Genomic DNA, 25,882 nt, shown 5'->3' with positions numbered 1-25,882 from the left:
GCTCAGCGCGGCAAGGCACCCGGCGCGAGCGGCATGTGCCGGTTCACGTCCTTGTAAAGAAGATAGCGGAAGGGCTCCGGCCCACCGGCATAGCAGGCCTGCGGGCAGAACGCGCGCAGCCACATGAAATCGCCGGCCTCGACCTCGACCCAGTCCTGGTTCAGCCGATAGACCGCCTTGCCCTGCAACACGTAAAGCCCGTGTTCCATGACATGGGTTTCGGCAAACGGGATCACCGCGCCCGGCTGCAGGGTGACGATGGTCACGTGCATGTCGTGGCGGAGGTCGTCGGGATCGACGAAGCGGGTGGTGGCCCATCGGCCGTCGGTGTCGGGCATCGCGGTTGGCGCGACGTCTGCCTCGTTTGTGACCAGGGCCGCGGGCGCGTCGATCCCGTCAACCGCCTGGTACGCCTTGCGGATCCAGTGGAACCGGGCGGGCGCCTCGCCCGGGACCCGCAGCTGCCAGTCCGTGCCGGGCGGGATATAGGCGTATCCGCCCGCACCCATCTCGTGCGCCACGCCATCCAGCGTCAGCCGCAGCGTCCCGTCGACCACGAACAGCACCGACTCGACCCCGGCTTCGGTTTCGGGCCGGTCGCTGCCCCCGCCCGGCTGCACCTCGGCGATATATTGCGAGAATGTCTCGGCAAACCCCGACAGGGGCCGCGCCAATACCCAGAACCGGGCCTTGTCCCAGAACGGCAGCTTGCTGGTCACGATATCGCTCATCGTGCCGTGCGGGATCACCGCGTAGGCCTCGGTAAACACCGCGCGGCCGGTCAGAAGCTGGCTCTGGGGCGGTAACCCGCCCTCGGGATAAGCATAGGTGCGGTCGCTCATGACAGGTCTCCCTGGACTGTGAAGGGTTGCTCGAACCAGTGTTCCTCGAGGTTGGTGCCCGCCCCGATCCGGTCGATCACCAGGAACCGGCCCGGCCCGCCGATCGGGTTCAGAACGCCGTGCCAGACGCCGCGCAGCAGGTTCACCGCCTGTCCGGGCTGGCTGAGAAAGGCGCGCGGTTCGCCGGGGCGGCCCGACGCGTCGGGGGCCACGCAGATCAGCATCGCCACGGGATCCATCGGCACGAAGGCCTGGCTGCCCAGCGGGTGACGCTCCATCATCCCGAGGCTGAGGGGCAGGGTTTCGGCCTCGGCGTCGAACAGGCTCAGCCCGGCGCGGCCCTCGTCGCCGAAATCAAGCCGCGCACGGTCGTGGAACCGGCCACAGCGCCCCTGGTTTATCACGATATCGGGCGCGCCCCTTGCCTCGATCACGTCGCCGAACGGGGCAAAGGCCTCTGCCGTCAAGGGCGCGGCCAGAATGCGCGCGCTGCTCATGGCAGCAACTCTCGCAGGCGCGGCAGAAGCGCAGTTTCATACGTCGTGCAGGCACGGTCGACGGCGCGCGCGTCTGTCGTTTCCCTCGGCTCATCGCCGCCCGCGCCGACCGTGGCGGATTGCGCCGCACCGGCCATCTCCTGCGCCAGCGTCGCGCGCTCCGCGCCGGAGGCGCTGCGCAGGGCACGGCAGAAGGCGTTGTGCAACCCGATGGCGCTGTCATGGCCCGGTCCCAGTTCCAGCGCCCAGGCCCGCGGGGCCAGCCACTTGCCCGCGCCAAGCGCCGGTCCGAACACCTCGGTGAACCGTGCCTCTTTCATCGCGCTGGGGCGTTCCTGGCGATGGTGGGGGTGGGTGGCGGCCCAATGCCGCGCGATGTCGCTTCGACGCGGGCACCAGACCGAATCGTGACGCTGCACATGCTCGATGAAGCGGCGCAACCCGGCGATCTTGCCGGGGCGGCCGACCAGGCGGCAATGCAGCCCCACCGTCATCATCTTCGGCGCGCCGGCCGCGCCCTCGGCGTAAAGCGTGTCGAACGTGTCTTTCAGGTAGGTTTCGAAATCGCCGCCCTTCACCCAGCCAGGCGTGGCGGCAAAGCGCATGTCGTTGGTTTCCAGCGAGTAGGGGATCATCAGTTGATCGCGCCGGGCGAACTCGCGCCAGTGCGGCAGATCGTCGTCATAGCAATCCGAGATGTAGTCGAACCCGCCTTCCTCGGCGACAAGGCGCACGGTGTTGACGCTGCACCGGCCCGTGTACCAGCCGCGCGGCCGTTCGCCGACAACCTCGGTATGCAGGCGCACCGCTTCGGCGATGGCCGCGCGCTCCTCGTGTTCGGGCATGTCCTTGTGGTCGATCCATTTCAGGCCGTGGCTGGCAATCTCCCAGCCGGCGTCGGTCATCGCCGCCACCTGTTCGGGGCTGCGCGCCACGGCGGTGGCGACACCGTATATGGTCAGCGGGATACCCGCCCCGGTGAACAGATCGTGCAACCGCCAGAACCCGGCCCGCGCGCCGTATTCATAGATCGACTCCATGTTCCAGTGACGCTGGCCCGGCCAGGGCACCGCGCCGGGAATGTCCGACAGGAACGCCTCCGAGGCCGCGTCGCCATGCAGGACGCAATTCTCGCCGCCCTCTTCATAGTTCAGCACGAATTGCACGGCGATCTTCGCACCATCGGGCCAGCGCGGGTCCGGCGGCGTCGCGCCGTAGCCGCGCATGTCACGGGGATAGCGGGTCATGTCTGCTCCTTTGTTGAAATCTGTCCGGGTACGCGTCAGCGGCGGACGGGCGGAAGGGGCCGGCGCGCGGCCCCTTCCGGGCGATATGCGTGCCTCAGCCGTCGAGGAACCGGCGCGCGGCGGGCATGTGCCGCATCAGCAGGTAATAGGTCAGCCCCGCCGGGATCAGGCTTGCGTACCACGACACCGACGAAAAGGTCAGCGCCGCGGCGATGCCGACGACCATCGCGATCAGCGCCGCCGGGTTGACCCCCTTGTAGTCGCCGGTCTCGTCATAGAGCTTGTCCAGATCCAGCACCTGCCGGCGCAGCACGTAGTAATCCACCACCAGGATCGCGAAGATCGGGCCGAGGAAGGCGCTGTAGGTCTGGATGAACAGGTTCAGACCGTCGGCGGACTCGTCCTTGACCAGTTCCCACGGGAAGGTGGCGAAGGCCAGCAGCCCGACCAGCACCGCCGACGTCTTGTAGTTCAGCTTGAACACATCCATCAGCGCATAGGCCGGCGGCACCACGTTGTTGAGAATGTTGGTCGTAACCTGGGCAAAGGCGATGAACAGCAACGTGATGACCAGCAACAGCTTATTGTCCACCGCGTTCGAGAACACGCGGATCGGATCGACCTCGCCGGTCGCACCCGACACCATCAGCCCGATCAGACCCATGAACAGCGTCGCCGGCAGGATCGAGTTGGCATAGATCACCACCTGCCGCGTGCGCCCGACGGAGCGGCGCAATTCGCGCGAATAGTCCGACACGTTCAGCATCATCGTCGCGTAGATCCCGAGGAACAGCATCGTCGCCCCCCAGAACGGTGCGCCCCAGGTGCCTTCGACATTGACCAGGTTCGTGCTGATCTCGTCGCCGTATTTCCCGATCACCGACACGAACATGTAGATCAGCGACCCGATGATGAAGACCGAGCCGATGTTCTCCAGCCACTTGATGCCGTGGAAGCCCAGAACCGACAGGAAGATCTGCAGGAACTGGAAGCCGATGAAGAACACCACGATGTTGGAATAGCCGAACAGCGTCTCGCTCACCAGGTTCAGCGCCCCGGCCCCGATCCAGCTTTGAAAGCCGAACCAGACGATGGCCGGCACCGACCGCACCAGCGCGGGAATGCGCGAGCCGGTGAACCCGAAGGCGGAGCGCACCTGCACCATCATCGGAATGCCGTATTTGTGGCCCGCCGCCCCGTTGATCATCAGTGCAAAGCCGATGACGGTGCAGCCGATGGCGATGGCGATGAACACCTGAAGCAGGTTCAGCGTCCCCACAAGGCCCGAGCCGATGGTAAAGGTGCCGATCGACACGCAGCCGCCCAGCCAGGCGAACAGGTACGACCAGGGATCCATGATCCGGGTCTCCTGCGGGGCCAGCGATTCCTCGCCCAGGCCCTTCTTGTCGATTGCATGGGGCACGTGGTCTTCCTTTGACCCGACGCCCCTGTTTGTATCCGAAATTGTCATCTGTCTCCTCCCAGTTGTCTGTTATTTCGGGTTCGGTGCGGCGTAGGCTCCGATCTTGCTCGTCTTCAGCCCCGCACCGACCAGCGCCTCGGCGAATTTCGTCGCCACCGAGACACCGTCGATCACCGGAATGCCCGTCTCCTCCGACAGCCATTCCACCAGATCGGACATGCCGGCACAGCCCAGCACCACGGCCTCGCAGCGATCCTCCTCGATCGCGCGCAGGATCTCGTCGCGCACCTGAATGCGGGCATTCGATCCGGGCTCTTCCAGCGCCAGCACCGGAATCGCCGCCGAGCGCACCTTGCGGCACTGGTGTTCCAGCCCGTAGCGCCGCACCAGTTCCTCGATGATCGGGGCGGAGCGGGGCAGGGTGGTGATCACGCTGAACGACGTGGCGATCATGCTGGCGGCCTTCACCGCCGCCTCGCACAGCCCCACCACCGGGCCGGTCGCGATCTCGCGGCAGGCCCCCAGGCCCGGGTCGTCGAAACAGGCCACGACGATGGCGTCGGCTTTTCCGGCTTCGGCTTCGCGGACCTGCTCCAGAAGCTTTGGCATCGCCATCGCCTCGTCGTAATGGCCCTCGATGCTGACCGGCGCACCGATCCCCGTGCGTGCCTCTATCTCCACGCCCGGTGCGCAGACCGACCGCGCCGTCGCGGCGATCTTGTCTGTCATGCTGACCGTGGCGTTCGGATTGATGACGGCGATTTTCATGTGCTCCTCCACTTGATTTGCATTTTGGATAACATAAATTGTTAACAATCCAAATAGACAATTTTTGCAGTCGAATTTTGTCGGGGAAAATGGCACCTTGCGATAAAGGCTGAACTGCGGTGACCCGATGTCCGAAAATCCAGAACTCATGATCGTCGAACATGTCTTGGACGCCGTCGCGGATCAGCGCCTTCAGGCGGGCACCAAGCTGGGAGAGCAGGCGCTGAGCGATCTTTTTTCCTGCAATCGCGCGCATGTACGCCGCGCACTGGCGACCCTCGCCGCGCATCAGGTGGTCGATCTCATTCCCAATCGCGGCGCATTCGTCGCCACCCCGTCCGAAGCCGAGGCGCGCGACGTGTTCCAGGCCAGGCGGGCTATCGAGGCCACGATCATCCGCAACGTCGTGCGCAACGCAAACGCCGCCGACCTGACCGCCCTGCGCGTCCATCTGGAGGAAGAAGACCGCGTGCGCCACGCCAGCGACCGGCCCCGGGCGATTCGCGCCTCACGCGCGTTCCACATGCTGCTGGGCCGGATCGGGCGCAACAGCGTGCTGGAAAATTACCTGTCCGAACTGACCATGCGAACCTCGCTGATCATCGGGCTCTACGGATCGGACCGCGCCAGCCTGTGTGACGATGACGAACACTCCAGGATCGTCGAAAGCATCGCCGACCGCGACGAGGCAACGGCGCAGAACCTGGTCGACATGCACCTGCGCCATATCGAGGCGGAAATCGACTTCGGCAAGGAACGCCCGCGCGGCGGCCCCCTCTCGGTCCTGATCCAGACGTCTTCTCCAGAGTAGAGACCCCGTGCCGCTCCTCCGGGGTCGATCTGCGCCCTCACGGACCTGTTGCGTTCCCTCGACCGTGTCGCTTGTCACGAAGGGGAAACATCATGGCGCAGATACCAGCCTCGGAGGTCAGCGCCGAGGCCGCGCGACGCCAGGAAAATTCGTACGAATTTTCCATCCCCCAAACTCTTCGAACGAAGGCTCCGGATCTCCATGGCGGCTCAGGGACGATACCGCCCGCTCTTCGGGTCCACGGACATCCAGTCGGGCAGGCCGATGAAATACTCCGCCCCGGCAATCAGAAGACAGATCGCGATGATGGCGAAGACGAACTTGACCCGTCCCGCGCTCGGCGGGTTCTGGGCCCAGCGGGACATGCGGAACAGCCAGCGGGGGTTCATCGACGCTTCGGTTCCGTGTCGAATCCGATGATATTTTCGCGCGGCATTCCGTGTTTCCCTTGCATTTCACGGACCAGTTTACGACACAGACCTGCACCGCCACAAGCCAACGGACCAATCTGCCTTCATGCCTACTCATGCCGAAACCCGGACGCTGCCCTATACCGCGCAGCAGATGTACGACCTTGTCGCCGATGTCGGCTCCTACCCGGAATTTTTGCCCTGGACCGCCGCTGCCCGCGTGACCAGTGTCACGCCGCAGGAGGACGGCAGCAAGGTGATGGAGGCCGACCTTGTGATCAGCTTCCGCGTGTTCCGCGAACGCTTCAGCAGCCGGGTCGTGCTCTGGCCCGAAAAGAAGCGGATCGAGACCGAGTACCTCGACGGCCCGTTCCACCACATGCGCTCGAACTGGGAGTTCCGCGATGTGGGCGACGGCCAGTGCGAGGTCGGCTTCGACGTCGATTTCAAGTTCAAGAACAGGCTCTTGCAGGGCGCGGCGGAGTTGTTCTTCTACGAGGCGATGAAGCGCATCGTGCGCGCCTTCGAGACGCGGGCGGAGAAGCTCTATGGACGGGGGTGAGATCGGCGAGCGGCTGGCCGGCTTCGCGCTCGGCCCGGTCAAGGCCCAGAACGCGATGGAAATCCTGCGGCTGTCGCTGCTCGACTGGGCGGCGGTCGGCATCGCCGGGCGCGACGAGCCCGTGGCGGGGATCCTGCGCGCGCAGGCCGAGGACGAGGGCGGCAGCCCGCAGGCGGGGCTCATCGGCAGCGATCTGCGCGCGCCCGCCCGCATGGCCGCGCTGGTCAACGGCACGGTGTCTCACGCGCTGGACTATGACGACACGCATTTCGCCCATATCGGCCACCCGTCCGTCGCCGTCATCCCCGCAGCATTGGCTGTGGGCGAGGCCGTGGGTGCCACCGGCCCGGCGCTGCAGGAGGCCGCGCTGATCGGCGTCGAGGCCTCGATCCGCGTGGGCGTCTGGCTGGGCCGGGCGCATTACCAGGTGGGCTATCACCAGACCGCCACGGCGGGGGCCTTCGGCGCCACGCTGGCCGCCGGGCGCCTCATGGGCCTGACGCCGGAGCAGATGCAGCACGCCATCGGCCTCGTCACGACCCGCGCGTCCGGCATCAAGGCGCAGTTCGGGACCATGGGTAAGCCGATGAATGCGGGGCTTGCCGCCTCCAACGGCGTCGAGGCCGCACAGCTGGCGGCTCGTGGGTTTATCAGTGCGCCCGGGGCGATGGACGGCCAGAACGGGTTCGGGCCGACGCATCATGGCGAAGGGCAGGGCACGGCGTTCGATACGCTGGGGCAGGACTGGCTGTTCGAAAGCGTGCAGCACAAGTTCCACGCCTGCTGCCACGGCCTGCACGCCACGCTGGAGGCGTTGCGCGACCTCGATGCACCGGCGGACCGGGTCGAGACGGTCGAGATCGCCACCCATCCCCGCTGGCTGAGCGTGTGCAACATCGCGACGCCCGAAAGCGGGCTTCAGTCCAAGTTCAGCTACCGCATGGTCACCGCCATGGCGCTGACCGGGCACGACACCGCGCGGCTGGAAAGTTTCGACGACGCGCTCAGCCGTGACTCCGACCTCGCCGCGCTGCGCGAACGGGTCAGGGTGAACAGCGACGACAGCCTGACCGAAATGCAGGCCCGCCTGCGCGTGACGCTCAAGGACGGGTCTGTGCAGGATCTCTTTCACGACCTCGACGCCGATCCCGGCCTTGCCGCGCGCCAGAAACGCGTGCGCACCAAGGCCGCCGCCTTGCTGGGCGACGGGCGCGCCGAGGCGATCTGGCAGGCGATCGAGGCCGATGCCCCGCCGGAGGAATTCGCCGCGCTGCTGGTCCGCTAGGCCGGTCAGTCCTTTGGGAAGATGACGGCGTCCTTGGGAAGGTCCACGACGCTGCCGTCATATTTCGGCAAATCGTCGTCCAGCGTCAGCCACGGCAGCCGCTTGTCATAATGCACGTGAAAGGCGGGTTGCACCGCGCCCGGGTCCTCTAACGCGGCCGCGTAGACATGCATGTCGCCGGGGTAGTGATCCGCATCGAACGCCATGGGCGTGCCGCAACTGGCGCAGAAATGCCGGCGGGCGCCGGGCGAGCTTTCGCGGGTCGCGGGCGCCGCGCCGGTCCATCGGAAGGCCGCCACCGGCACGCCCAGCCACGCCACCACCGGCGCCCCGCAATTGCGGCGGCAGTCGTCGCAATGGCAATAGCACGCCCAGTTGGGCGCGCCCTCGAACTGCCAGCGCGTGGCGCCGCAATGGCAATGGCCGCGTGTCGTCATGTCGGATATGTCCCGTGCTGAACCCTGCCTGCAAGACCTAGCCGCAGGGCAGGGGCCGGGGCAAGATATTCAGTCCAGCGCCTTGAGCAACAGCGCCAGCGCATGGTCCCGCGCGGCGGTGCGCACTTCGGCCCGCCCCAGGGCACCGAACTCGACCGTTTCCACTTGCGTAACGCGGCCCACGCGGGCCAGGCCGAAGCACACGCGCCCCTCGGGCTTGTGGTCTGACCCGCCGGGGCCGGCGATGCCGGTGATCGACACCGCCACGTCCGCCGCTGAATGGTCCAGCGCGCCTTCAGCCATCTCCCGCGCGACCTCTTCCGACACCGCGCCATGCGCCTCCAGCGTATCGGCCGAGACGCCCAGCATCTGCCGCTTGGCCGTGTTGGAATAGGTCACGAACCCCCGTTCCACAACCGCCGACGAACCTGCGATATCGGTGAGCGCGGCGGCCACCATGCCGCCGGTGCAGGACTCCGCCGTGGCCACCATCAGCCCCGCCGCCTTGGCGGCCTTCAGCACGTCCTCGGCGCTCATAGCCCCAGCACCCCGTGCGACAGCCAGGCGAAAAACATCACACCCAGCGCGGCGAAAAGCCCGGCGATCAGGTCGTCCAGCATCACGCCGAAAGCTCCGCCCTGCCGGTCGGCCCAGCCCACCGGGCCGGGCTTCCAGATGTCGAACAGGCGGAACAGCAGGAAGGCGGTCACGAAGCCGGGCCAAAGTGCGGTCAGCGCCGCGCCCGCATGGGTGGCGCCGATCGACACGGGCAGGAAGGCCAGCCATTGCCCGGCCACTTCGTCGATCACGATCTCGCCTGGGTCGTGATCCTCTTTCCCCTTTGTTTCCAGCGTCGTGGCCCACCATCCTAAGGCAAACGAGGCGACGATCCCGAAGCCCAGCAGCACCGGCCCGCCGAGGACATGCAAGAGCGCCGCCACCGGCAGTGCCGCCAGCGAGCCCCAGGTCCCCGGTGCCGGGCGCAGATAACCCACGCCGCCGAAGGTCGCGATGATCTGCGCGGCCCTCATGTGCGCACCAGCGTGGCCACGGCCTGCGCCGCGATGCCCTCGCCCCGGCCGGTAAAGCCCAGTCGCTCGGTCGTGGTGGCTTTGACCGACACGCGCTCCACCTCAAGGCCCATGATCTCGGACACCCGCGCCCGCATCGCCGCCGCGTGCGGCCCGATCTTGGGCGTCTCGCAGATCAGGGTCAGGTCCACGTTGGTGATGCGATAGCCCTTCTCGGCGGCCAGACCCGCCGCGTGCGACAGGAACACATGGCTCTCAGCACCCTTCCACTGCGGATCGCTGGGCGGAAAATGCCGGCCGATATCGCCCTCGGCCATCGCGCCATAGATCGCGTCAGCCAGCGTGTGCAGCCCTACATCGGCATCCGAATGCCCTTGCAGGCCCCGGTCATGCGGCACCGCGACGCCGCACAGCATCACGTGGTCGCCGGGGCCGAAACGGTGCACGTCAAAGCCGGTTCCGGTGCGTATGTCCATGGGTCCTCTCAGGATGGTCTCGGCCCGGGCGAAATCCTCGGGCGTGGTGATCTTCAGGTTGGTCTCGCGCCCCGGAAGGATGCGCACGGGCAGGCCCGCGGCCCGCGCCACCTCGACATCGTCGGCGGCACCTTCGGGCGCGGTGGCATGGGCGGCCGCAATGGCTGCCAGGTCAAACCCCTGCGGCGTCTGCGCCCGGTGGAGCCCAGCGCGGTCCTGCGTGCCGGTCACCAGCCCGTCCTCGCCCTGCCACAGCGCGTCGCTGACCGGAAGGGCCGGGGCCGCCGCCGGGCAATCGGGGCCAAGCGCCGCGATCACGTCCCGTATCTGGGCCGGGGCCACGCAGCAGCGCGCCGCGTCGTGGATCAGCACATAGGTCACGCCCACGCCCTCCAGCGCCGCCAGCCCGTTGCAGACCGAGCCCGCGCGCGTGGCCGCGCCCTCGGTCACCGTGATCCCGCTCTCGCCGGCCAGTTCGCCCATGTCGTCGGGATGCACCACCACCACGATCCGCTCCACCGCGGGCACCGCGCGGAACGCCGCCAGCGTCCAGTCGATCACCCGTTTGCCGGCCACGCGCTGCCATTGCTTGGGCCGTTCGCCCCCGGCGCGGATGCCACGCCCTGCGGCGACGATGATGGCTGCAATGCTCATATGCTGTGCTTACGCAAGCGGGCAGGGGCATGCAATGGGCGCGTCACGCCGTGGTTTTGCCTAATTTTTAATCACCCATACCTTTTTGATTTTAATTTGAGCATGCATAAATTGTGCTTGGCCGCGCCCGGCCATAAAACGTCCATATGCTCATTCGTTAGGCACCCATGCTCAACATCGGCCCTCGAAACCTACATCCTCCGGTCCTTCTGGCCCCGCTCGCGGGGATCACCGACCTGCCGTTCCGCACCCTGGTCAGCCGCTTCGGCGCCGGACTGGTCGTGAGCGAGATGGTCGCCAGCCAGGAAATGGTGCAATCCAAACCCGGCGTGCGCGAAAAGGCCGAACTGGGGTTCGAGGCCGCCGACACCTCGGTGCAACTGGCGGGGCGCGAGGCGCACTGGATGGCCGAGGCTGCCCGCCAGGTCGAAGGCAACGGCGCCACGCTCATCGACATCAACATGGGCTGCCCGGCCAAGAAGGTCACCAGCGCCAGCGGCTCGGGCGCCAGCGGGTCCGCGCTGATGAAGGACCTCGACCATGCGCTCACCCTGATCGAGGCAGTGGTCGGCGCGGTCTCGATCCCCGTCACGCTGAAGACCCGGCTGGGCTGGGACGACACGACCCTCAACGCGCCGGAGCTGGCCAGGCGCGCCGAAGGGGCGGGGGTGCGGATGATCACCATCCACGGGCGCACCCGCTGCCAGTTCTACAAGGGCTATGCCGACTGGGCCGCGATCCGCGCCGTCAAGGACGCGGTCAGCATCCCCGTCATCGCCAACGGCGACATCACCGGCACCCCCACCGCCCGCGACGCGCTGATGAAATCCGGCGCGGACGGCGTCATGATCGGGCGCGGCGCGCAAGGCCGTCCCTGGCTGCTGGCCCAGGTGGCGCACGAGTTACATGGCACGCCTCCGCCGGACATTCCGCAGGGCCGCGACCTCACGCGGCTGGTGCAGGACCATTACGACGCCATGCTGTCCTTCTACGGCACCGACCTGGGCACCCGCGTCGCCCGCAAGCACCTGGGCTGGTACATGGACGGGCGCGACGTGCCCCCGGCCTTGCGCAAGCGCATCCTGACCGAGCGCGACCCCGCGAACGTCAACCGCCTGCTCGAGGACGCGATGACCGCCCCGGAAAGGACCGCCGCATGACCGGGATGGACGAAATGGTCTGGACGTCGCTGCCGGTGCCGGGGCTGATCCTCGACGGGCAGGACCGCATCGTCCAGATCAACCCCGCCGCCGAGGGCTTTCTGATGACATCCGCCCGCTCGATCATCGGCCAGCCGGTGTGGGACAAGCTGGCCGTCGACGCGCCCATCGAAGAAGCGCTGGAACGCGCCCGCGAGAAATCCGCGCCGCTCTTCGTCAATGACGTGGACGTGGGCACAGGGGATCGCGCGCCGATGCAGTGCAACCTGCAGATCGCGCCGGTCTCGGGCTGGGACGATCACATGATCCTGCTCATTTCGCCCCGCGAACTGGCGGGCCGCGTGACGCAAAGCCAGTCGGTCAAATCCGCTGCCAAGTCCGCGATCGGCATGGCCGAGATGCTGGCGCATGAAATCAAGAACCCTCTGGCGGGCATCACCGGCGCGGCCCAGCTTCTGTCGATGAACCTCGACCAGGACGACCTGGAACTCACCGACCTCATCGTGTCGGAAAGCCGCCGCATCGTCGGCCTCTTGGAACAGGTCGAGCAATTCGGCAATGTCAGCCTGCCCAAGCTACGCGCGGTCAACCTGCACGACGTTCTGGACCGCGCCCGCCGTTCGGCGCTGGTGGGCTTCGCCGCGCACATGACCATCGTCGAGGATTACGACCCCTCGCTGCCGCTCGCCGTGGCCGATCCCGACCAGCTGTTGCAGGTGATCCAGAACCTGTTGAAGAACGCGGCACAGGCCGCGGGCGACAAGGGCGGCACCATCACCCTGCACAGCTATTACGAACAGTCCCTGCGGGTGCGGCGTGACAGTGGCGGCCCGGGCAAGTCGCTGCCGCTCCAGATCGAGGTCATCGACGACGGCCCCGGCCTGCCGCCCGAAATCGCCGGCAACGTGTTCGAGCCGTTCGTGTCGGGCCGCGAGAACGGCACCGGCCTCGGCCTCGCACTGGCCGCCAAGATCGTCTCGGACCTCGACGGCTGGATCTCGGTCAGCTCGGTGCCGGGACGCACAGTATTCAGGATATCGCTGCCGCGCGCCGGCAAGGACATGGAGGAAAGCTAATGGATGGCACGGTACTGGTCGCCGATGACGACCGCACGATCCGCACGGTTCTGACGCAGGCCCTGACGCGGGCGGGGTGCCGGGTGCACGCCACCTCGTCGCTGACCACGCTGATGCGGTGGGTGGGCGAGGGCAAGGGCGACGCGGTGATCACCGACGTCATGATGCCCGATGGCAACGGCCTGGAAATGCTGCCAAAGATCAACCAGGACCGCCCGGGCATGCCGGTGATCGTGATCTCGGCCCAGAACACCATAATGACGGCGATCCAGGCCGAAGAGGCCGCGGCCTTCGATTACCTGCCCAAGCCTTTCGACCTGCCCGACCTGATGAAGCGCACCGCGCGGGCGCTCGACGCCCGCACCAAGCGCCCCCCGACCGAGCCGAAATCCGAGGACCGCCCCGACGAGCTGCCGCTGGTGGGGCGCACCGCGGCGATGCAGGGGCTCTACCGCGTGGTCGCCCGGCTGATGAACACCGATCTGCCGGTGCTGATCACCGGCGAATCCGGCACCGGCAAGACCCTCATCGCGCGTGCCATACACGACTTTTCCGACCGCCGCACGCTGCCCTTCGTCACCGTCACGCCCACCGACCTTGCCGATCTGGAAGGCCCCGCGCGGGTCATGGCCCGCGCCAAGGGCGGCACCATCGTGCTGGACGGGGTGGGCGACCTCAGCACCGATGCGCAGGCGCGCGTGGTGCGGATGATGGACGCGCCGGGCGATCACGTGCCGCGCTTCATGGCCACCTCGCTGGGCCGCCTGGCCGACCGGCTGGAAGAGGGCAAGCTGCGCGAGGACCTCTATTACCGCCTGTCGGGCGCCGTGGTCGAGGTGCCGTCCCTGCGCGCCCGCGTCGACGACATTCCGCTCCTGGTCCAGCACTTCCTCCTGAAGGCCGAGCGCGAGGGCCAGCCGCCGCGCACCGTGTCCGAAGACGCGATGGAACTGATGCGCGCCTACAGCTGGCCCGGCAATGTCCGTCAGATCGAAAACGCGGTTCAGCGTCTGGGCCTCACCGCGCGGTCCTCCGAGATCACCCGCTCCGAGGTCGAGGCCGTGCTGGGCAACCAGCCCGAGGCCGCGCCGGTGGTCGGCGGCGGCGGGGGCGAGACCCTGTCGACCTCGATCTCGCGCCACCTGCGCCGCTACTTCGACCTGCACGGCAACACCCTGCCGCCGCCGGGCCTCTACGGGCGAATCCTCAAGGAGATGGAGATGCCCCTGATCGAGATCGCGCTCGATGCCACGGGCGGAAATCAGGCCAAATGCGCCGATCTTCTTGGCATTAACCGTAATACATTGCGCAAGAAAATCACCGACCTTGATATTCGCGTGACACGACGCCGCAAGTTGATGTAAAACTGCAACATGACTGTGGCGCTTCGGAAGCCTTGCCAGGTTCCAAGCCATATCTGGAGGTCTGGCGCATCCCGCGCCACAACCTGATGGGGGGATTGCGTGGCTGCAAAAGCACGCAGACTGACGTGGGAAAGGCTCGGGCGTCTTCGCCGGATGAAACGCGTGCGCAATGCCGCCGCGTTCAGCCTCGTCGTTCTGGGCCCGGTGCTGGCGTTCCTGACCTATCTCGTCATGGGCCCGCTCGACCAGGGCAGCTCGTCCAACATCCTGCGCATCGTCCTGCTGGCCGACATGGTCTACATCATCATGGTCGCAGCACTTGTGTTGCAGCGCGTGGTCCAGATGGTCGCCGCCCGCCGCCGCAAGTCCGCCGGCTCCCGCCTGCACCTGCGCCTGACGGGCGTCTTCGCGCTGATGGCGCTCCTGCCCACCATCACCGTCGCCGTCTTCGCCACGCTTTCGGTGAACATGGGGCTCGAAGCGTGGTTCTCCGACAGGGTGGGGCGCGTGGTCGACAACTCCGTAGCCGCCGCCCAGGCCTATGAGGACGAGCACCGCCGCGACCTGCTGACCGATGCGCGCGCCCTGGCGTCCCTGATCAACGCCACCAAGCGCGCCGCCGTCTTCCTCGACGATGGCGACATCCGCCAGATCCTGTCGCGCGGCCAGCGCGAGATCCAGCGCGGCCTGCGCGAGGCCTTCGTGATCGACGGTACCGGCGACATCCGCTCGCGGGGCGAACGCTCCTACCTCTTCGATTACGAGGAACCCTCGCGCGACATGTTTCAGGAGGCCAACGAAGAGGGCGTCGTCGTCATCCGCGACTGGGACAACAACGAATTCCGCGCGCTCCTGCCGCTGGACGAGATCCCCGACCGCTACCTCTATGTCAGCCGCAATGTCGACGGCGACATCCTCAGCCTCCTGGACGACACCCAGGAAACCGCACGCTTCTACCAGCAGCGCGAGGATGAACGCGACCGCGTGCTCTTCGAGTTCGGCGTGCTCTACCTCGGCTTCGCGCTGATCCTCATCCTCGCCGCTGTTTGGCTGGGCATGTGGTTTGCCGAACGCCTCAGCCGCCCGGTGGGCCGCCTGACCAGCGCCGCCCAGCGCGTGGGCGAGGGCGATCTGGACACGCAGGTGCGCGAAGAGGACGGCGACGACGAGATCGGGATGCTCTCGACCTATTTCAACCAGATGACCCGCCAACTGAAGCAGCAGCGCGACAGGCTCCTGACCAACACCGAGCAGATCGAGCGCCGCCGCAGGCTCTTCGATTCCGTTCTGGGGTCCGTGTCCTCGGGCGTGGTGGGCTCGACGTGAAGGGCCGCGTCACCTTCGTCAACCGTGCCGCCGAACGCCTGCTCGACTGGCACGAGGACCAGCAATCGCTGGCGCTCTCCGTGGCGATCCCGGAATTCGGCGCGCTCTTCGACCGGCTGAAGGAGTCCAACACCGGATTCCTCCAGGAGGAGATCAAGGTCAGCCGCTCGGGTCGGATGGAAAACCTGCTGGTGCGCATGTCCACCCGCACGAATGACGGCGGCCGGCGCGAGGGCTACGTGGTCGCCTTCGACGACGTGACCGACCTCGTGACCGCCCAGCGCATGGCCGCCTGGGGCGACGTCGCCCGCCGCATCGCGCACGAGATCAAGAACCCCCTGACCCCGATCCAGCTGTCGGCCGAACGCATCAAGCGCAAGTTCACCAGGCTGCTCGACGACGAACAGGCCGCCAGCCTGGAACAGCTCACCGACGTGGTCGTGCGCCAGACCAACGACCTGCGCCGCATCGTCGACGAGTTTTCCAAGTTCGCCCGGATGCCCGAGCCGCAGACCAAGGTCGAAAGCCTGACCAAGCTCCTGCGCGAGGCGGTCCTTCTGCAAGAGGCCGGCCAGCCCGACGTCACTTTCGAGACCACGCTGACCGACGATGCCCTGATGGCCGAGGTCGATGGCACCATGCTGCACCAGGCGCTGACAAACCTGATCAAGAACGCCGGCGAAGCCATTGATAGCCTTTACGAAAAAGAAGGCAGCGACGGCCACGTCCCGCAGATCCGCGTGATCAGCCTGCGCGAGGACGACAGCGCCGTCATTCGCATTTCCGACAATGGCATCGGTCTGCCAGAGGATCGCTCGCGCCTGTTCGAGCCTTACGTGACAACGCGCGAAAAAGGCACCGGGCTGGGCCTGCCTATCGTCAAGAAGATCATCGAGGAACATGGCGGCAGCCTTGCGCTCGAAGACGCCGAACCCTTCGCGGACGGCGCCCGCTCCGGCGCCATGGCCGTCATCCGACTTCCCCTGACCCGCGCCGAGGCGGCGCCGGACACCGACCCCGACTCTGATTCCGATTTGAACGAATATGACCAACGACAGGCCGTATGAGGTGACCCATGAGTGACATCCTGATTGTCGACGACGAACGCGATATTCGAGAACTGATTTCAGACATCCTGCAGGACGAAGGCTTCACCACCCGCCTTGCCGGCAATTCCGACGAGGCCATGGCCGAGATCCGAGACCAGCCGCCCGGCCTGCTGATCCTCGATATCTGGCTGAAAGACAGCAACATGGACGGGATCGACATCCTCAAGGCGGTCAAACGCGACTATCCCGAGGTTCCCGTTGTCATCATCTCGGGCCACGGCAATATCGAGATCGCGGTGGCGGCGATCAAACAGGGCGCCTACGACTTCATCGAGAAACCGTTCAACATCGACCAACTGATGGTGGTGATCCGCCGCGGCATGGAAACCAGCCGCCTGCGCCGCGAGAACGTCGCGCTCAAGCGCCAGGGCAGTGGCCCGGCCGACATGCTGGGCGAAAGCCCCGCCTTCCGCACCCTCGTGAGCCAGCTCGACAAGGTCACGCGCTCGAACGGCCGGGTCATGCTGTCGGGCCCCGCCGGATCGGGCAAGGAACTGGCCGCGCGCTACATCCACGCCAATTCCGACCGCGCGGCCGGCCCCTTCGTCTGCGCCGGCTGCGCCTCGATTGAACCCGATCGCATGGAAGAGGTGCTCTTCGGACGCGAGGCCGAGGACGGCACCGTCACCCCGGGCCTTCTGGAAGAGGCCAATACCGGCGTCATCTATTTCGACGAGGTCGCCGACATGCCCTTGGGCACCCAGGGCAAGATCCTGCGCGTGCTGGTCGATCAGACCTTCCTGCGCGTGGGCGGCAGCGACAAGGTCCAGGTCGACCTGCGCGTCATCTCCTCCACCTCCCGCGACCTCGAGGCGGAAATCAGGGCCGAGCGGTTCCGCCGCGAACTTTACCACCGCCTGAACGTGGTGCCCATCGCCGTGCCCAGCCTCGAGGACCGGCGCGAGGACATCCCCGTGCTGGCCGGCTACTTCATCGAGAAACTCAACGGCGAACAGGGCCTGCCGATCCGCGCCCTGGGCGACGAGGCGGCGGCCCTCCTGCAGACGATGCGCTGGCCCGGCAACGTGCGCCAGCTGCGCAACGTGATCGAACGCATCCTGATCCTGGGCGACAGCTCGGGCGACATCAACGCGCGCGAGATCCCCGGCGACAGCGCCACGCCCAGCGACGAGGGCCGGGTTGTCCTCTCGGGCACTGTCGCCACCATGCCCCTGCGCGAAGCCCGCGAGGCGTTCGAGCGCGAATACCTGATGACCCAGATCAACCGCTTCGGCGGCAATATCAGCCGCACGGCGGAATTCGTCGGCATGGAACGCAGCGCCCTGCACCGCAAGCTGAAATCGCTGGGCGTGGTCACCGGCGCCAAGGGCGCGCGGCTCTCGGACGAGGAAGAGGACAGCCAGCAGGCCGCCACCGGCTGAACGGGCCGGACGGCCCACGACCGCCCTGCTTCCTCTGGCCCCAAATATCCCCGGCGGAGGCAGTCCCGAGGCGGCCCCGCCGCCGAGACATCGAGCGCGCCGCATGCGCTCCACCTGGTCACGCGACCTAGTCCGGGTTCACGATCTGGTATTTCCCGCCCTTGATGCGGATCGCGCAGGAATTCTCCGTCAGGGGCGGTTGCACGCGCGTCGCGGTGATCACCGTCGCCTCCACCACCTCGGGCGGGCAGGGTTTCAGGCTGACCTTCTCATACCCCTGGTCTGCCATGCACTGCCTGGCCACCCGCGCCCGCAGCCCCTCGTTGGCGTCGTACCGCTCCCACCGGCCGGGGGACAGGATCACGCGGACCGTGCGGCACGCGCCCGCTCCGTTGCAGACCTGCCGATAGCTGTAGGTCGGGGGAATGTACCGCGTCAGCGTGCGCACCGGAACCTGGCGCAGGGCGTCCACGTCGCATTGCGTGCGGTCCCGGGCAACACCGCTCACCGGCGCGCCTTCCTTGTAATAGACGGTTGTCGGCAGGCACCCTGCCAACAGCAGGGCGACACAGGCAAAAAGAGGGACTCGGTACCATTCCATGCGTCCAGCTTATTCGCCAAATTCCCGCAGGACAAAGCAATTGACCGTGACAGCCCCATCTGTCATGCAAAGCGCTCGATTGGGTCAATAAGGGCATAGCCCATGAAGGTCATCATCTGCGGGGCAGGGCAGGTCGGCTGGCAGATCGCGCGCCACCTGTCGGGCGAACGCAACGACGTCACCGTGGTCGACAGCAACCCCGACCTTGTGCGCCGCGCCACCGAGACGCTGGACGTGCAGGGCATCAACGGATTTGCCAGCTACCCCAACGTGCTCGACCAGGCTGGGGCGCGCGATGCCGACATGATCATCGCCGCCACCCATTCCGACGAGGTCAACATGGTCACCTGCCAGGTGGCGCACTCGGTCTTTTCCATCAACCGCAAGATCGCCCGCCTGCGCAGCCAGTCCTACCTGGATGCCATCTATTCCGACCTCTACCGCCGCGACCACATGCCCATCGACGTGGTCATCTCGCCAGAGCGCGAGGTGGCCGAGGCCGCGCTGCAACGCCTTGCCGCGCCGGCCGCCTTCGACACCGAGACCTTCATGGAAGGTAAGGCACAACTTATGGGCCTGCGGATCGAGGATGACTGCCCCATCGTCAACACGCCCTTGCGGCAGCTCACCGACCTTTTCTCGACGCTCGAAGTGGTCGTGCTCGCCATCCGCCGCGACGGCAAGCTCTTCGCCCCCGAGGCCGAGGACCAGCTTTTCGTCGGCGACGACGCCTATGTCTTCGCCCCCACCGAGGACGTGCCGCGCACCATGGAGGTCTTCGGCAAGACCTCCCAGACGCAGGAACGGCTGGTCATCATCGGCGGCGGCAATATCGGCCTCAGCGTCGCCAAGCGGATCGAGAAGCGCGGCAAGCGCACCCGCGTCAAGGTGATCGAGCGCGACCGCAGAGTGGCCGAGCGCGCCGCCGACGCCCTGGAACGCACCATCGTCCTGAACGGCGACGGTCTCGATGCGCAACTCCTGGCCGAGGCCAACATCTCGCGCACGGATGCGGTGCTGGCCGTCACCGACGACGACAAGACCAACATGCTGGCCGCCGTGCGCGCCAAGGCCGAGGGCTGCCCCTTTGCCATCGCGCTGATCAACGACCCCACGCTTCTGCCGATGATGGAGCCCCTGGGCATCGACGCCTATATCAATCCGCGCTCCACCACCGTCAGCTCGATCCTGCGCCACGTCCGCCACGGCCGCGTGCGCTCGGTCTATTCCATCGGCGACGCCGAGGCCGAGGTGATCGAGGCCGAGGTCATGTCCACCTCCAACATCGCCGGCGCCGCCATCCGCGAGATCGACTTCCCCGAAGGCGTGCTCGTGGGCGGCGTGCTGCGCGACGGCAAGGTGCTCAAGCCCTCCGGCACCATGCGGATCGAGGCGGGCGACGTGGTGGTGATCTTCGCGCTGGCGTCGGATGTGGGCCGGGTGGAACAGCTCCTGCAGGTTTCGATTGATTTCTTCTGAGACATCGTCGCCGGGCCTGACCGCCCGTCTGCTGCGGTTTCCGCTCATTCTCGTGCTGACCGGGATCGCCAGCGTCGCCATGCTCGGCCCCGCGCTTCATGCCTTCGTGCAGGACGATCATTCCGTCGCCCGCGCCTTTCTCTATTCCAGCGTCCTCGGGATCATCTTCATCCTGCTCATCGGCCTCGCCATCTCCGGCCGCCGCCAGCAGGACAACACCGACATCCAGAACCTCGCGTCGCTGGCGCTGGCCTATACCGCGCTGCCGATCTTTCTGGCGCTGCCCTTCTACGAGGGGCTCGAGACCACGCGCTTTCTCAACGCGTATGTCGAGATGGTGTCGTGCCTCACCACCACCGGCGCCACGCTCTTCGACAACCCCTCGCGGCTGGTCGACAGCCTGCATCTCTGGCGCGGTCTCGTCGGCTGGTTCGGCGGTCTGCTGATCTGGATCGCGGCCTCGGCGGTGCTGGCGCCGATGAACCTGGGCGGGTTCGAGATCACCGTCTCGGCCGAGCCGGGGCAGGGCGAGGATGCGCTCAGCCGCTTCCGCCGCGCCACCTCCGCCCGCCGCATCGCCCAAAGCACCCAGGCGCTGGCGCCGATCTACGTGGGGCTGACGGGCGTTCTGTGGCTGATGCTGGTGATCGGCGGCGACCGCCCGCTCGTCGCCGTGGTTCATGCCATGTCCACCATGGCCACCAGCGGCATTTCCGCCGTCGGCGGAGTCGAGAATGCCGGCAGCGGCTTCGGCGGCGAGATCGTGATCTTCCTCTTCATGTTCTTCGCCCTCTCGCGGCTGACCTTCTCCTCGGACACGCTGACCAGCCGCTCCACCAGTGTGCTGGGCGACCCCGAGTTCCGCATCGGCTGCGCCCTCGTCGTCGGCGTGCCGCTGATCCTCTTCTCGCGCCATTGGCTGGGCGCGTTCGACGTCGACCAGGTCGAGGATTTCGGCATGGCGCTTCAGGCGCTCTGGGGCGGCACGTTCACCGTCATGTCGTTCCTCTCCACCACCGGCTTTCAAAGCGCGGCATGGGAGGCGGCGCAAAGCTGGTCGGGCCTGGGCACGCCGGGCCTTCTGCTGATGGGGCTGGCGATGTTCGGCGGCGGCGTGGCCACCACGGCGGGGGGCGTGAAACTCTTGCGGATCTACGCGCTCTACCTCAATGGCCAGCGCGAGATGGAGCGTCTGGTGCATCCCTCGTCGGTGGGGCGCGCCGGGGTCCACACCCGCCGGATGCGGCGCGAGGGCGCGTTCGTGGCCTGGATCTTCTTCATGCTCTTCGCGCTGTCGCTGGCGCTGGTGACCGTGCTGATGGCCGCCCTGGGCGAGGATCTGCAGAACGCCATCGTGCTGTCCACCGCGGCCCTCGCCACCGCCGGCCCGCTGACCCAGGTCGGGGCCGACGCGCCCATTCCCCTGCTGGAAATGCGCCCGGCGGCCAAGCTGGTCTTTTCCGCGGCCATGGTGCTGGGCCGGATGGAGACGCTGGCGCTGATCGCGCTGTTCAACCCCAGCCTGTGGCGCCGCTGAGGCCCGGCGCAGGCCGGGCCAAGTTGCGCGCGTGTCACGGTCGTGACATATCTTCCCGGCAAGACGCCGCAACGATTTGATTTTTGGGCTGGAAACTCCGAAACGCCCACTCCATACTCCCTTGCGAGGGAGACCGGGGCCGCAACGCGCCCCATGCAAGAACAAAGGCTATAAAAACAATGGCGACAGACCGACAAAACCTGCAAGACGCATTTCTGAATCAGGTCCGCAAGACCAAGATTCCCGTCACGGTTTTCCTGATCAACGGCGTCAAGCTGCAAGGCGTGATCACCTGGTTCGACAATTTCTGCATCCTGCTGCGCCGCGACGGGCAGTCACAGCTTGTCTACAAACATGCCGTGTCCACTATCATGCCCTCCCAGCCGGTCAGCCTGTACGAGGGCGATGACGGGTCTTGACCCAGACCGACGTTTCGGACACCCGCTCCTGGGTCCTGCACCCCGATATTCCCGGTTCCGATCGCGAGCGTGACCCCGCGCTCGCGCTTGAAGAAGCCGTGTCGCTGGCCCACGCCCTGCCGGGGCTGGACGTGCTGGGCGGCTCGGTCGTGCGCCTGCGCGACCCGCATCCCGGGATGCTGTTCTCGAAGGGCAAGCTGGCCGAGCTGCAATCGCTGGTCGAGGAAAACGAGGTCGAGCTGGTCCTGATCGACGGCCCGGTGTCGCCCGTCCAGCAGCGCAATCTGGAAAAGCAGCTGGGCGTCAAATTGCTGGACCGCACCGGCCTGATCCTTGAAATCTTTTCCGACCGCGCCGCCACCCGCGAAGGCGTGTTGCAGGTGGAAATGGCTGCGCTCAGCTACCAGCGCACACGTCTGGTCCGCGCCTGGACCCACCTTGAACGTCAGCGCGGCGGGCTGGGCTTTGTGGGCGGCCCCGGCGAGACCCAGATCGAGGCGGACCGCCGCGCCATCGACGAACAGCTCGTGCGCCTGCGCCGCCAGCTGGAAAAGGTCGTCAAGACCCGCACCCTGCACCGCGCCGCCCGCGCCAAGGTGCCGTTCCCCATCGTGGCGCTGGTGGGCTACACCAACGCCGGCAAGTCCACGCTCTTCAACCACCTGACGGGGGCCGAGGTGATGGCCAAGGACATGCTCTTTGCGACGCTCGACCCCACCATGCGCAAGATCGCCCTGCCGGGCGGCGGTCCCGAGGTCATCCTGTCCGACACGGTGGGCTTCATCTCGGACCTGCCCACCGAACTCGTCGCCGCCTTCCGCGCCACGCTCGAGGAAGTGCTGGCCGCCGATCTCATCGTGCATGTCCGCGACATTTCGCACCCCGAGACCGAGGACCAGGCCGGCGACGTGCACGAGATCCTCACCAGCCTCGGCGTGCTGGACACCACGCCCCAGATCGAGGTCTGGAACAAGATCGACCGCCTGTCGCCAGAGGACCGCACCCTGGCCGAGAACCGCGCCGCGCGCTTCGACAATGTCCAGCTTCTGTCGGCCATCACCGGCGAAGGCATGGCCGCGCTCAGCGACACCATCATCACCCGCCTGGCGGGCGCGACCCGCGTCGAAACGGTCTCGCTGGGCTTTGAAGCGGGCCGCAAGCGCGCCTGGCTGTTCGAGAAGGGGCTTGTCGAGGACGAAGTGCAAGACGAGGATGGCTACAGCCTGACCGTGCGCTGGAACGACACGCAGAAATCGCAGTTCGACGGGCTCTGAGCACACCGTGCCTCGCGGCCTCGTGATTTGCGAAATACCCGCTGCATCCCGATCTAGCGGCCTTGAGCACCTGAAAGGACGCAAGACATGGCCAAGACCTTCCACGAACTCGCTTTCACCGACGCCGTCCGCGCCATGCAGGAAAAACAGGGCTCTGCCGCCATGTATGCCCGCAGCTTTGCCCCCGATGCCCCCGCCGACGACCGTCTTGGCCCCAACGAAACACAGTTCATCGCCCTGCGCGACGGCTTCTACCAGGCCACGGTCAGCGCCACGGGCTGGCCTTACGTGCAGTTCCGCGGCGGCCCGCGCGGGTTTCTCAAGGTGCTGGACGAAAAGAGGCTGGGCTATGCCGACTATCGCGGCAACCGCCAATATATTTCTGCCGGCAACCTGGCAGACAACGACCGTATCTCGCTCATCCTGATGGATTACCCCAACAGCGCGCGGCTCAAGATCCTCGGCCGCGTGGCGATCTCGGACGAGCCCGAGCTGGTTTCCCGGCTGATGGACGTCGGCTACAAGGCGCGCCCCGAACGCGCCGTGGTCATCACCGTCGAAGGCTTCGACTGGAACTGCCCCCAGCACATCCCCGTCCGACTGACGATGGAGGAACTGGGCCCGATCCTCGAACCCTTCCAGCAGGAGCTGGCAGACCTGCGTGCCGAGAACGCGGCACTCAAGGCCCGTCTGGACGCGGCTCAGTCGCTGTGAACCAGTCGCAAATAGGGCCGTTCGCTGGGGTGTGACAGCGGTGCGGGCCGCTCATGCCGAGCCTTCGGGGCAGGGGGCGCCAGCCGCGCCTGCTCTTCGCTGAATCCGGGCGCCGTCGCGTCGGTCAGATCGACCGGAGTCACCTGGCACTCCACGATGCGGAACCGACGCGGCGTCGCGCCGATCGGCCCGTCGGTCACGAAGCAGCCCAGCGCGCGCGAGATATCGCCCAGGTCGCTGCGCAGCGGCAGCACGATCAGCGTCGCCGCCAGTGCCGGACGGCGGATGCCGCCGGGCGCGGTCAGGTCCAGCCGCAGCGTCGCGGGCCGCTCGAACAGCTCCACCATCGCATCGGCCAGCTGCGCCCGGTCCTCGGGCGCGATCAGGGCCGACAGGGGCATGCCGCGCACTTCCATGCCCATCACGTCCGACAGGTGCGTGCCGGCGATGCGCAGCCGGGCGATGCCGGGAGCGACCTTTTCGACGATGAAGGCATTGCTCAGCAGGCTCTCGATGCCGCGCGGGTCGATCTCGGTGCGCAGCGGCACGTCGCCGCCCCATCGCATCGCCGACCAGTAGGCGACGAACTCGCGCAGGTCCGCCTCGCGCCGGCGGCGGGCCGCGCCTGCACCCGGTAGCTGCAAGTCCAAAATCTTGTCCGGGAACGAGGTTCCAGAATCATCCGTCATCGGTCTTTCCCCATCCGGCTCCGACGCCGGCCTCACCATGAATATTCCGATCCGAACGTGATCACGCGCCCGGAACGCCCCCGTGCGAGATCGACCCTGCGCCACTCCCGCGCGGTCCTGCACTGCCTTCAAATTGAATCAGATGCAGCTCGACTTGGAACAAGCTTGCCACAATTCTGCCCGAATTTGTTCAACTTTGTTGCCCAGTGGTTAACGCGGCCCCGCGCAGGGCGCTTGCGAAGGGGGCCCCGAAAGACTAGGACACCTGCAACGAGACCGGGCGTTTTCACGGCCCGCGCGCGAAGGATAGGCTGCACCGTGACAAAAGATCCGTCCCCCCTGATTTCCATGACCGGCTATGCCGCGGGGCAGGGGGCGCATGGGCGTTTCGGCTGGACGTGGGACCTCAGGTCGGTGAACGGGCGGGGCCTCGATCTGCGCCTGCGGGTGCCCGACTGGATCGAAGGGCTGGAAGCGGCGCTGCGCGCGCGCCTGACCGGGGCACTTTCGCGCGGCAATGTCACCCTCTCGCTGAAGCTTCAGGCGCAGGACGGCGGCGCGGCCGCGCAACTGGACACCGCCCAGCTCGACCGCGTGCTGGCGGCGATGACCGAGATCGAGGCCCGCGCCATGGCGCTCGGCCTGTCGCTGGCGCCGGCCAACGCCGCCGACGTGCTGGCCCTGCGCGGCGTGTTCGAGCCGGGCACGCAGGCCGAGGACACCACCGCCCTGGGCAAGGCGCTGGTGGCGGATTTCGAGACCGTTCTGGACAGTTTCCAGTCGATGCGCCACCGCGAAGGTGCCGCATTGGCCGAGGTGCTGAGCGGCCAGCTTGCCCGGATCGCGGACCTCACCGACGCCGCCGCCACCGCCGCCGAGGCCCGCCGCCCCGAAACCGAGGCCAATTTCCGCGCCGCGCTTCAGCGGGTGATGGACAATACCGACGGCGTCGAGGAAGCGCGCATCGCCCAGGAACTGGCCGTGCTGGCTGTGAAATCCGACGTGACCGAGGAAATCGACCGCCTGCGCAGCCACGTGGCCGCCGCCCGCGACCTCATCGCCAAGGGCAGCCCGGCGGGCCGCAAGCTCGACTTTCTCGCGCAGGAATTCAACCGCGAGGCCAACACGCTGTGTTCCAAGGCGCAAAGCCGCGACCTGACGAGCGTGGGGCTGGAGCTGAAAAGCGTGATCGAACAGATGCGTGAACAGGTGCAGAATGTGGAGTGACCTGCAAAACAGGGTTTTGCAGGTCATCCCGGACGTGATCCTGCCTGTCCAGGGCCTGACCTGGGGCGATCTCGCGGCAATT

General features: G+C 66.8%; 25 protein-coding genes and 1 pseudogene. 14 read left to right on the top strand and 12 right to left on the bottom strand.

Annotated elements, in window-relative coordinates; genetic code table 11:
• Positions 1–2: 2 nt before the first annotated feature.
• The 5 genes from ACQY4V_RS07625 to ACQY4V_RS07605 form a co-directional block, all read right to left on the bottom strand.
• Positions 3–842, bottom strand: coding sequence for a bifunctional allantoicase/(S)-ureidoglycine aminohydrolase (locus tag ACQY4V_RS07625; RefSeq protein WP_428516242.1), 840 nt, complete (start codon positions 840–842; stop codon positions 3–5).
• The gene (locus tag ACQY4V_RS07620) at positions 839–1,339 is read right to left on the bottom strand and encodes an ureidoglycolate lyase (protein WP_428516240.1); all 501 of its coding nucleotides are present in this window, start codon (positions 1,337–1,339) and stop codon (positions 839–841) included. Before ACQY4V_RS07620 ends, ACQY4V_RS07625 begins: the two co-directional genes overlap by 4 nt.
• Positions 1,336–2,586, bottom strand: coding sequence for an allantoinase PuuE (puuE, locus tag ACQY4V_RS07615; RefSeq protein ID WP_428516238.1), 1,251 nt, complete (start codon positions 2,584–2,586; stop codon positions 1,336–1,338). Before puuE ends, ACQY4V_RS07620 begins: the two co-directional genes overlap by 4 nt.
• Positions 2,587–2,680: 94 nt before the next feature.
• On the bottom strand, positions 2,681–4,009 hold the full coding sequence (locus tag ACQY4V_RS07610; RefSeq protein ID WP_428516237.1) for an NCS1 family transporter: 1,329 nt from the start codon (positions 4,007–4,009) through the stop codon (positions 2,681–2,683).
• A gap of 69 nt (positions 4,010–4,078) precedes the next feature.
• The gene (locus ACQY4V_RS07605; RefSeq protein ID WP_428516235.1) at positions 4,079–4,777 is read right to left on the bottom strand and encodes an aspartate/glutamate racemase family protein; all 699 of its coding nucleotides are present in this window, start codon (positions 4,775–4,777) and stop codon (positions 4,079–4,081) included.
• Between the two features lie 148 nt (positions 4,778–4,925).
• Between ACQY4V_RS07605 and ACQY4V_RS07600 the strand changes: the two genes are divergently transcribed.
• Positions 4,926–5,588, top strand: a complete 663-nt coding sequence (locus ACQY4V_RS07600) for a GntR family transcriptional regulator (RefSeq protein WP_428516233.1) — start codon at positions 4,926–4,928, stop codon at positions 5,586–5,588.
• 209 nt (positions 5,589–5,797) lie between these two features.
• Here ACQY4V_RS07600 and ACQY4V_RS07595 read toward each other — a convergent pair whose 3' ends face one another.
• Positions 5,798–5,977, bottom strand: a complete 180-nt coding sequence (locus ACQY4V_RS07595; RefSeq protein ID WP_428516231.1) for a hypothetical protein — start codon at positions 5,975–5,977, stop codon at positions 5,798–5,800.
• A gap of 127 nt (positions 5,978–6,104) precedes the next feature.
• On the opposite strand from ACQY4V_RS07595, the gene ACQY4V_RS07590 reads away from it, so the two are divergent.
• Positions 6,105–6,560 (top strand): type II toxin-antitoxin system RatA family toxin, encoded by a 456-nt coding sequence (locus tag ACQY4V_RS07590; protein ID WP_428516230.1) that lies wholly within the window; start codon positions 6,105–6,107, stop codon positions 6,558–6,560.
• Positions 6,547–7,845 (top strand): MmgE/PrpD family protein, encoded by a 1,299-nt coding sequence (locus ACQY4V_RS07585; RefSeq protein ID WP_428516229.1) that lies wholly within the window; start codon positions 6,547–6,549, stop codon positions 7,843–7,845. The genes ACQY4V_RS07590 and ACQY4V_RS07585 overlap by 14 nt, the downstream gene beginning before the upstream one ends.
• A gap of 5 nt (positions 7,846–7,850) precedes the next feature.
• On the opposite strand, the gene ACQY4V_RS07580 is transcribed toward ACQY4V_RS07585, so the two are convergent.
• The 4 genes from ACQY4V_RS07580 to ACQY4V_RS07565 form a co-directional block, all read right to left on the bottom strand.
• Positions 7,851–8,282 (bottom strand): GFA family protein, encoded by a 432-nt coding sequence (locus tag ACQY4V_RS07580; protein WP_428516228.1) that lies wholly within the window; start codon positions 8,280–8,282, stop codon positions 7,851–7,853.
• 69 nt (positions 8,283–8,351) lie between these two features.
• Entirely contained in the window at positions 8,352–8,819 is a 468-nt protein-coding gene (locus ACQY4V_RS07575) for a CinA family protein (protein ID WP_428516227.1), read from the bottom strand.
• Positions 8,816–9,313 (bottom strand): phosphatidylglycerophosphatase A family protein, encoded by a 498-nt coding sequence (locus tag ACQY4V_RS07570; protein ID WP_428516226.1) that lies wholly within the window; start codon positions 9,311–9,313, stop codon positions 8,816–8,818. The genes ACQY4V_RS07575 and ACQY4V_RS07570 overlap by 4 nt, the downstream gene beginning before the upstream one ends.
• Positions 9,310–10,443 carry a bifunctional 2-C-methyl-D-erythritol 4-phosphate cytidylyltransferase/2-C-methyl-D-erythritol 2,4-cyclodiphosphate synthase gene (locus ACQY4V_RS07565; RefSeq protein WP_428516225.1) on the bottom strand — a complete coding sequence of 378 codons (1,134 nt, stop codon included), beginning with the start codon at positions 10,441–10,443 and terminating at the stop codon, positions 9,310–9,312. Before ACQY4V_RS07565 ends, ACQY4V_RS07570 begins: the two co-directional genes overlap by 4 nt.
• 167 nt (positions 10,444–10,610) lie before the next feature.
• Between ACQY4V_RS07565 and dusB the strand changes: the two genes are divergently transcribed.
• From dusB to ACQY4V_RS07540, 5 genes and pseudogenes are all read left to right on the top strand, one after another.
• Positions 10,611–11,603 carry a tRNA dihydrouridine synthase DusB gene (gene dusB, locus ACQY4V_RS07560; protein ID WP_428516224.1) on the top strand — a complete coding sequence of 331 codons (993 nt, stop codon included), beginning with the start codon at positions 10,611–10,613 and terminating at the stop codon, positions 11,601–11,603.
• The gene (locus ACQY4V_RS07555; RefSeq protein ID WP_152492487.1) at positions 11,600–12,679 is read left to right on the top strand and encodes a two-component system sensor histidine kinase NtrB; all 1,080 of its coding nucleotides are present in this window, start codon (positions 11,600–11,602) and stop codon (positions 12,677–12,679) included. Before dusB ends, ACQY4V_RS07555 begins: the two co-directional genes overlap by 4 nt.
• Entirely contained in the window at positions 12,679–14,043 is a 1,365-nt protein-coding gene (locus ACQY4V_RS07550) for a response regulator (protein ID WP_152492486.1), read from the top strand. The genes ACQY4V_RS07555 and ACQY4V_RS07550 overlap by 1 nt, the downstream gene beginning before the upstream one ends.
• Positions 14,044–14,196: 153 nt before the next feature.
• Positions 14,197–16,436: pseudogene (locus tag ACQY4V_RS07545) on the top strand (ATP-binding protein).
• Positions 16,437–16,444: 8 nt separating this feature from the next.
• A complete protein-coding gene (locus tag ACQY4V_RS07540) occupies positions 16,445–17,860 on the top strand; it encodes a sigma-54-dependent transcriptional regulator (protein ID WP_428516223.1) in 1,416 nt (471 codons plus the stop codon).
• Positions 17,861–17,987: 127 nt separating this feature from the next.
• Here the strand turns inward: ACQY4V_RS07540 and ACQY4V_RS07535 are convergent, their stop codons facing one another.
• Positions 17,988–18,461: a hypothetical protein gene (locus ACQY4V_RS07535; protein WP_428516222.1), complete on the bottom strand. Its 474-nt coding sequence runs from the start codon at positions 18,459–18,461 to the stop codon at positions 17,988–17,990.
• Positions 18,462–18,563: 102 nt separating this feature from the next.
• Here ACQY4V_RS07535 and trkA point away from each other — a divergent pair, with 102 nt between their 5' ends.
• The 5 genes from trkA to ACQY4V_RS07510 all read left to right on the top strand — a co-directional run bounded on the left by trkA (position 18,564) and on the right by ACQY4V_RS07510 (position 23,884).
• The gene (gene trkA, locus ACQY4V_RS07530) at positions 18,564–19,940 is read left to right on the top strand and encodes a Trk system potassium transporter TrkA (protein WP_428516221.1); all 1,377 of its coding nucleotides are present in this window, start codon (positions 18,564–18,566) and stop codon (positions 19,938–19,940) included.
• A gap of 16 nt (positions 19,941–19,956) precedes the next feature.
• The gene (locus tag ACQY4V_RS07525; protein ID WP_428517187.1) at positions 19,957–21,477 is read left to right on the top strand and encodes a TrkH family potassium uptake protein; all 1,521 of its coding nucleotides are present in this window, start codon (positions 19,957–19,959) and stop codon (positions 21,475–21,477) included.
• Positions 21,478–21,656: 179 nt separating this feature from the next.
• Entirely contained in the window at positions 21,657–21,896 is a 240-nt protein-coding gene (gene hfq / locus ACQY4V_RS07520) for an RNA chaperone Hfq (RefSeq protein ID WP_057789335.1), read from the top strand.
• Positions 21,893–23,170, top strand: coding sequence for a GTPase HflX (gene hflX, locus ACQY4V_RS07515; protein WP_428516220.1), 1,278 nt, complete (start codon positions 21,893–21,895; stop codon positions 23,168–23,170). The genes hfq and hflX overlap by 4 nt, the downstream gene beginning before the upstream one ends.
• Positions 23,171–23,257: 87 nt before the next feature.
• Complete coding sequence (locus ACQY4V_RS07510; RefSeq protein WP_428516219.1) at positions 23,258–23,884, top strand: pyridoxamine 5'-phosphate oxidase family protein; 627 nt, start codon at positions 23,258–23,260, stop codon at positions 23,882–23,884.
• Here ACQY4V_RS07510 and ACQY4V_RS07505 read toward each other — a convergent pair.
• Positions 23,872–24,528 carry a PAS domain-containing protein gene (locus ACQY4V_RS07505; RefSeq protein ID WP_428516218.1) on the bottom strand — a complete coding sequence of 219 codons (657 nt, stop codon included), beginning with the start codon at positions 24,526–24,528 and terminating at the stop codon, positions 23,872–23,874. The two genes, ACQY4V_RS07510 and ACQY4V_RS07505, sit on opposite strands and share 13 nt — an antisense overlap.
• Positions 24,529–24,921: 393 nt before the next feature.
• On the opposite strand from ACQY4V_RS07505, the gene ACQY4V_RS07500 reads away from it, so the two are divergent.
• Positions 24,922–25,800 carry a YicC/YloC family endoribonuclease gene (locus tag ACQY4V_RS07500; protein WP_428517184.1) on the top strand — a complete coding sequence of 293 codons (879 nt, stop codon included), beginning with the start codon at positions 24,922–24,924 and terminating at the stop codon, positions 25,798–25,800.
• Positions 25,801–25,882: the final 82 nt, after the last annotated feature.

Source organism: Roseovarius sp. (genome assembly GCF_965277045.1).
Lineage (GTDB): Bacteria > Pseudomonadota > Alphaproteobacteria > Rhodobacterales > Rhodobacteraceae > Roseovarius.
This window is presented reverse-complemented; position numbering and strand designations above follow the sequence as displayed.

Bases quoted from the DNA above. Each gene is read 5' to 3' on its own strand.
- ACQY4V_RS07625 (WP_428516242.1), bottom strand. From the start codon at position 842: ATGAGCGACCGCACCTATGCTTATCCCGAGGGCGGGTTACCGCCCCAG.
- ACQY4V_RS07620 (WP_428516240.1), bottom strand. From the start codon at position 1,339: ATGAGCAGCGCGCGCATTCTGGCCGCGCCCTTGACGGCAGAGGCCTTT.
- puuE (WP_428516238.1), bottom strand. From the start codon at position 2,586: ATGACCCGCTATCCCCGTGACATGCGCGGCTACGGCGCGACGCCGCCG.
- ACQY4V_RS07605 (WP_428516235.1), bottom strand. From the start codon at position 4,777: ATGAAAATCGCCGTCATCAATCCGAACGCCACGGTCAGCATGACAGAC.
- ACQY4V_RS07600 (WP_428516233.1), top strand. From the start codon at position 4,926: ATGATCGTCGAACATGTCTTGGACGCCGTCGCGGATCAGCGCCTTCAG.
- ACQY4V_RS07595 (WP_428516231.1), bottom strand. From the start codon at position 5,977: ATGAACCCCCGCTGGCTGTTCCGCATGTCCCGCTGGGCCCAGAACCCG.
- ACQY4V_RS07590 (WP_428516230.1), top strand. From the start codon at position 6,105: ATGCCTACTCATGCCGAAACCCGGACGCTGCCCTATACCGCGCAGCAG.
- ACQY4V_RS07585 (WP_428516229.1), top strand. From the start codon at position 6,547: ATGGACGGGGGTGAGATCGGCGAGCGGCTGGCCGGCTTCGCGCTCGGC.
- ACQY4V_RS07580 (WP_428516228.1), bottom strand. From the start codon at position 8,282: ATGACGACACGCGGCCATTGCCATTGCGGCGCCACGCGCTGGCAGTTC.
- ACQY4V_RS07575 (WP_428516227.1), bottom strand. From the start codon at position 8,819: ATGAGCGCCGAGGACGTGCTGAAGGCCGCCAAGGCGGCGGGGCTGATG.
- ACQY4V_RS07570 (WP_428516226.1), bottom strand. From the start codon at position 9,313: ATGAGGGCCGCGCAGATCATCGCGACCTTCGGCGGCGTGGGTTATCTG.
- ACQY4V_RS07565 (WP_428516225.1), bottom strand. From the start codon at position 10,443: ATGAGCATTGCAGCCATCATCGTCGCCGCAGGGCGTGGCATCCGCGCC.
- dusB (WP_428516224.1), top strand. From the start codon at position 10,611: ATGCTCAACATCGGCCCTCGAAACCTACATCCTCCGGTCCTTCTGGCC.
- ACQY4V_RS07555 (WP_152492487.1), top strand. From the start codon at position 11,600: ATGACCGGGATGGACGAAATGGTCTGGACGTCGCTGCCGGTGCCGGGG.
- ACQY4V_RS07550 (WP_152492486.1), top strand. From the start codon at position 12,679: ATGGATGGCACGGTACTGGTCGCCGATGACGACCGCACGATCCGCACG.
- ACQY4V_RS07540 (WP_428516223.1), top strand. From the start codon at position 16,445: ATGAGTGACATCCTGATTGTCGACGACGAACGCGATATTCGAGAACTG.
- ACQY4V_RS07535 (WP_428516222.1), bottom strand. From the start codon at position 18,461: ATGGAATGGTACCGAGTCCCTCTTTTTGCCTGTGTCGCCCTGCTGTTG.
- trkA (WP_428516221.1), top strand. From the start codon at position 18,564: ATGAAGGTCATCATCTGCGGGGCAGGGCAGGTCGGCTGGCAGATCGCG.
- hfq (WP_057789335.1), top strand. From the start codon at position 21,657: ATGGCGACAGACCGACAAAACCTGCAAGACGCATTTCTGAATCAGGTC.
- ACQY4V_RS07510 (WP_428516219.1), top strand. From the start codon at position 23,258: ATGGCCAAGACCTTCCACGAACTCGCTTTCACCGACGCCGTCCGCGCC.
- ACQY4V_RS07500 (WP_428517184.1), top strand. From the start codon at position 24,922: ATGACCGGCTATGCCGCGGGGCAGGGGGCGCATGGGCGTTTCGGCTGG.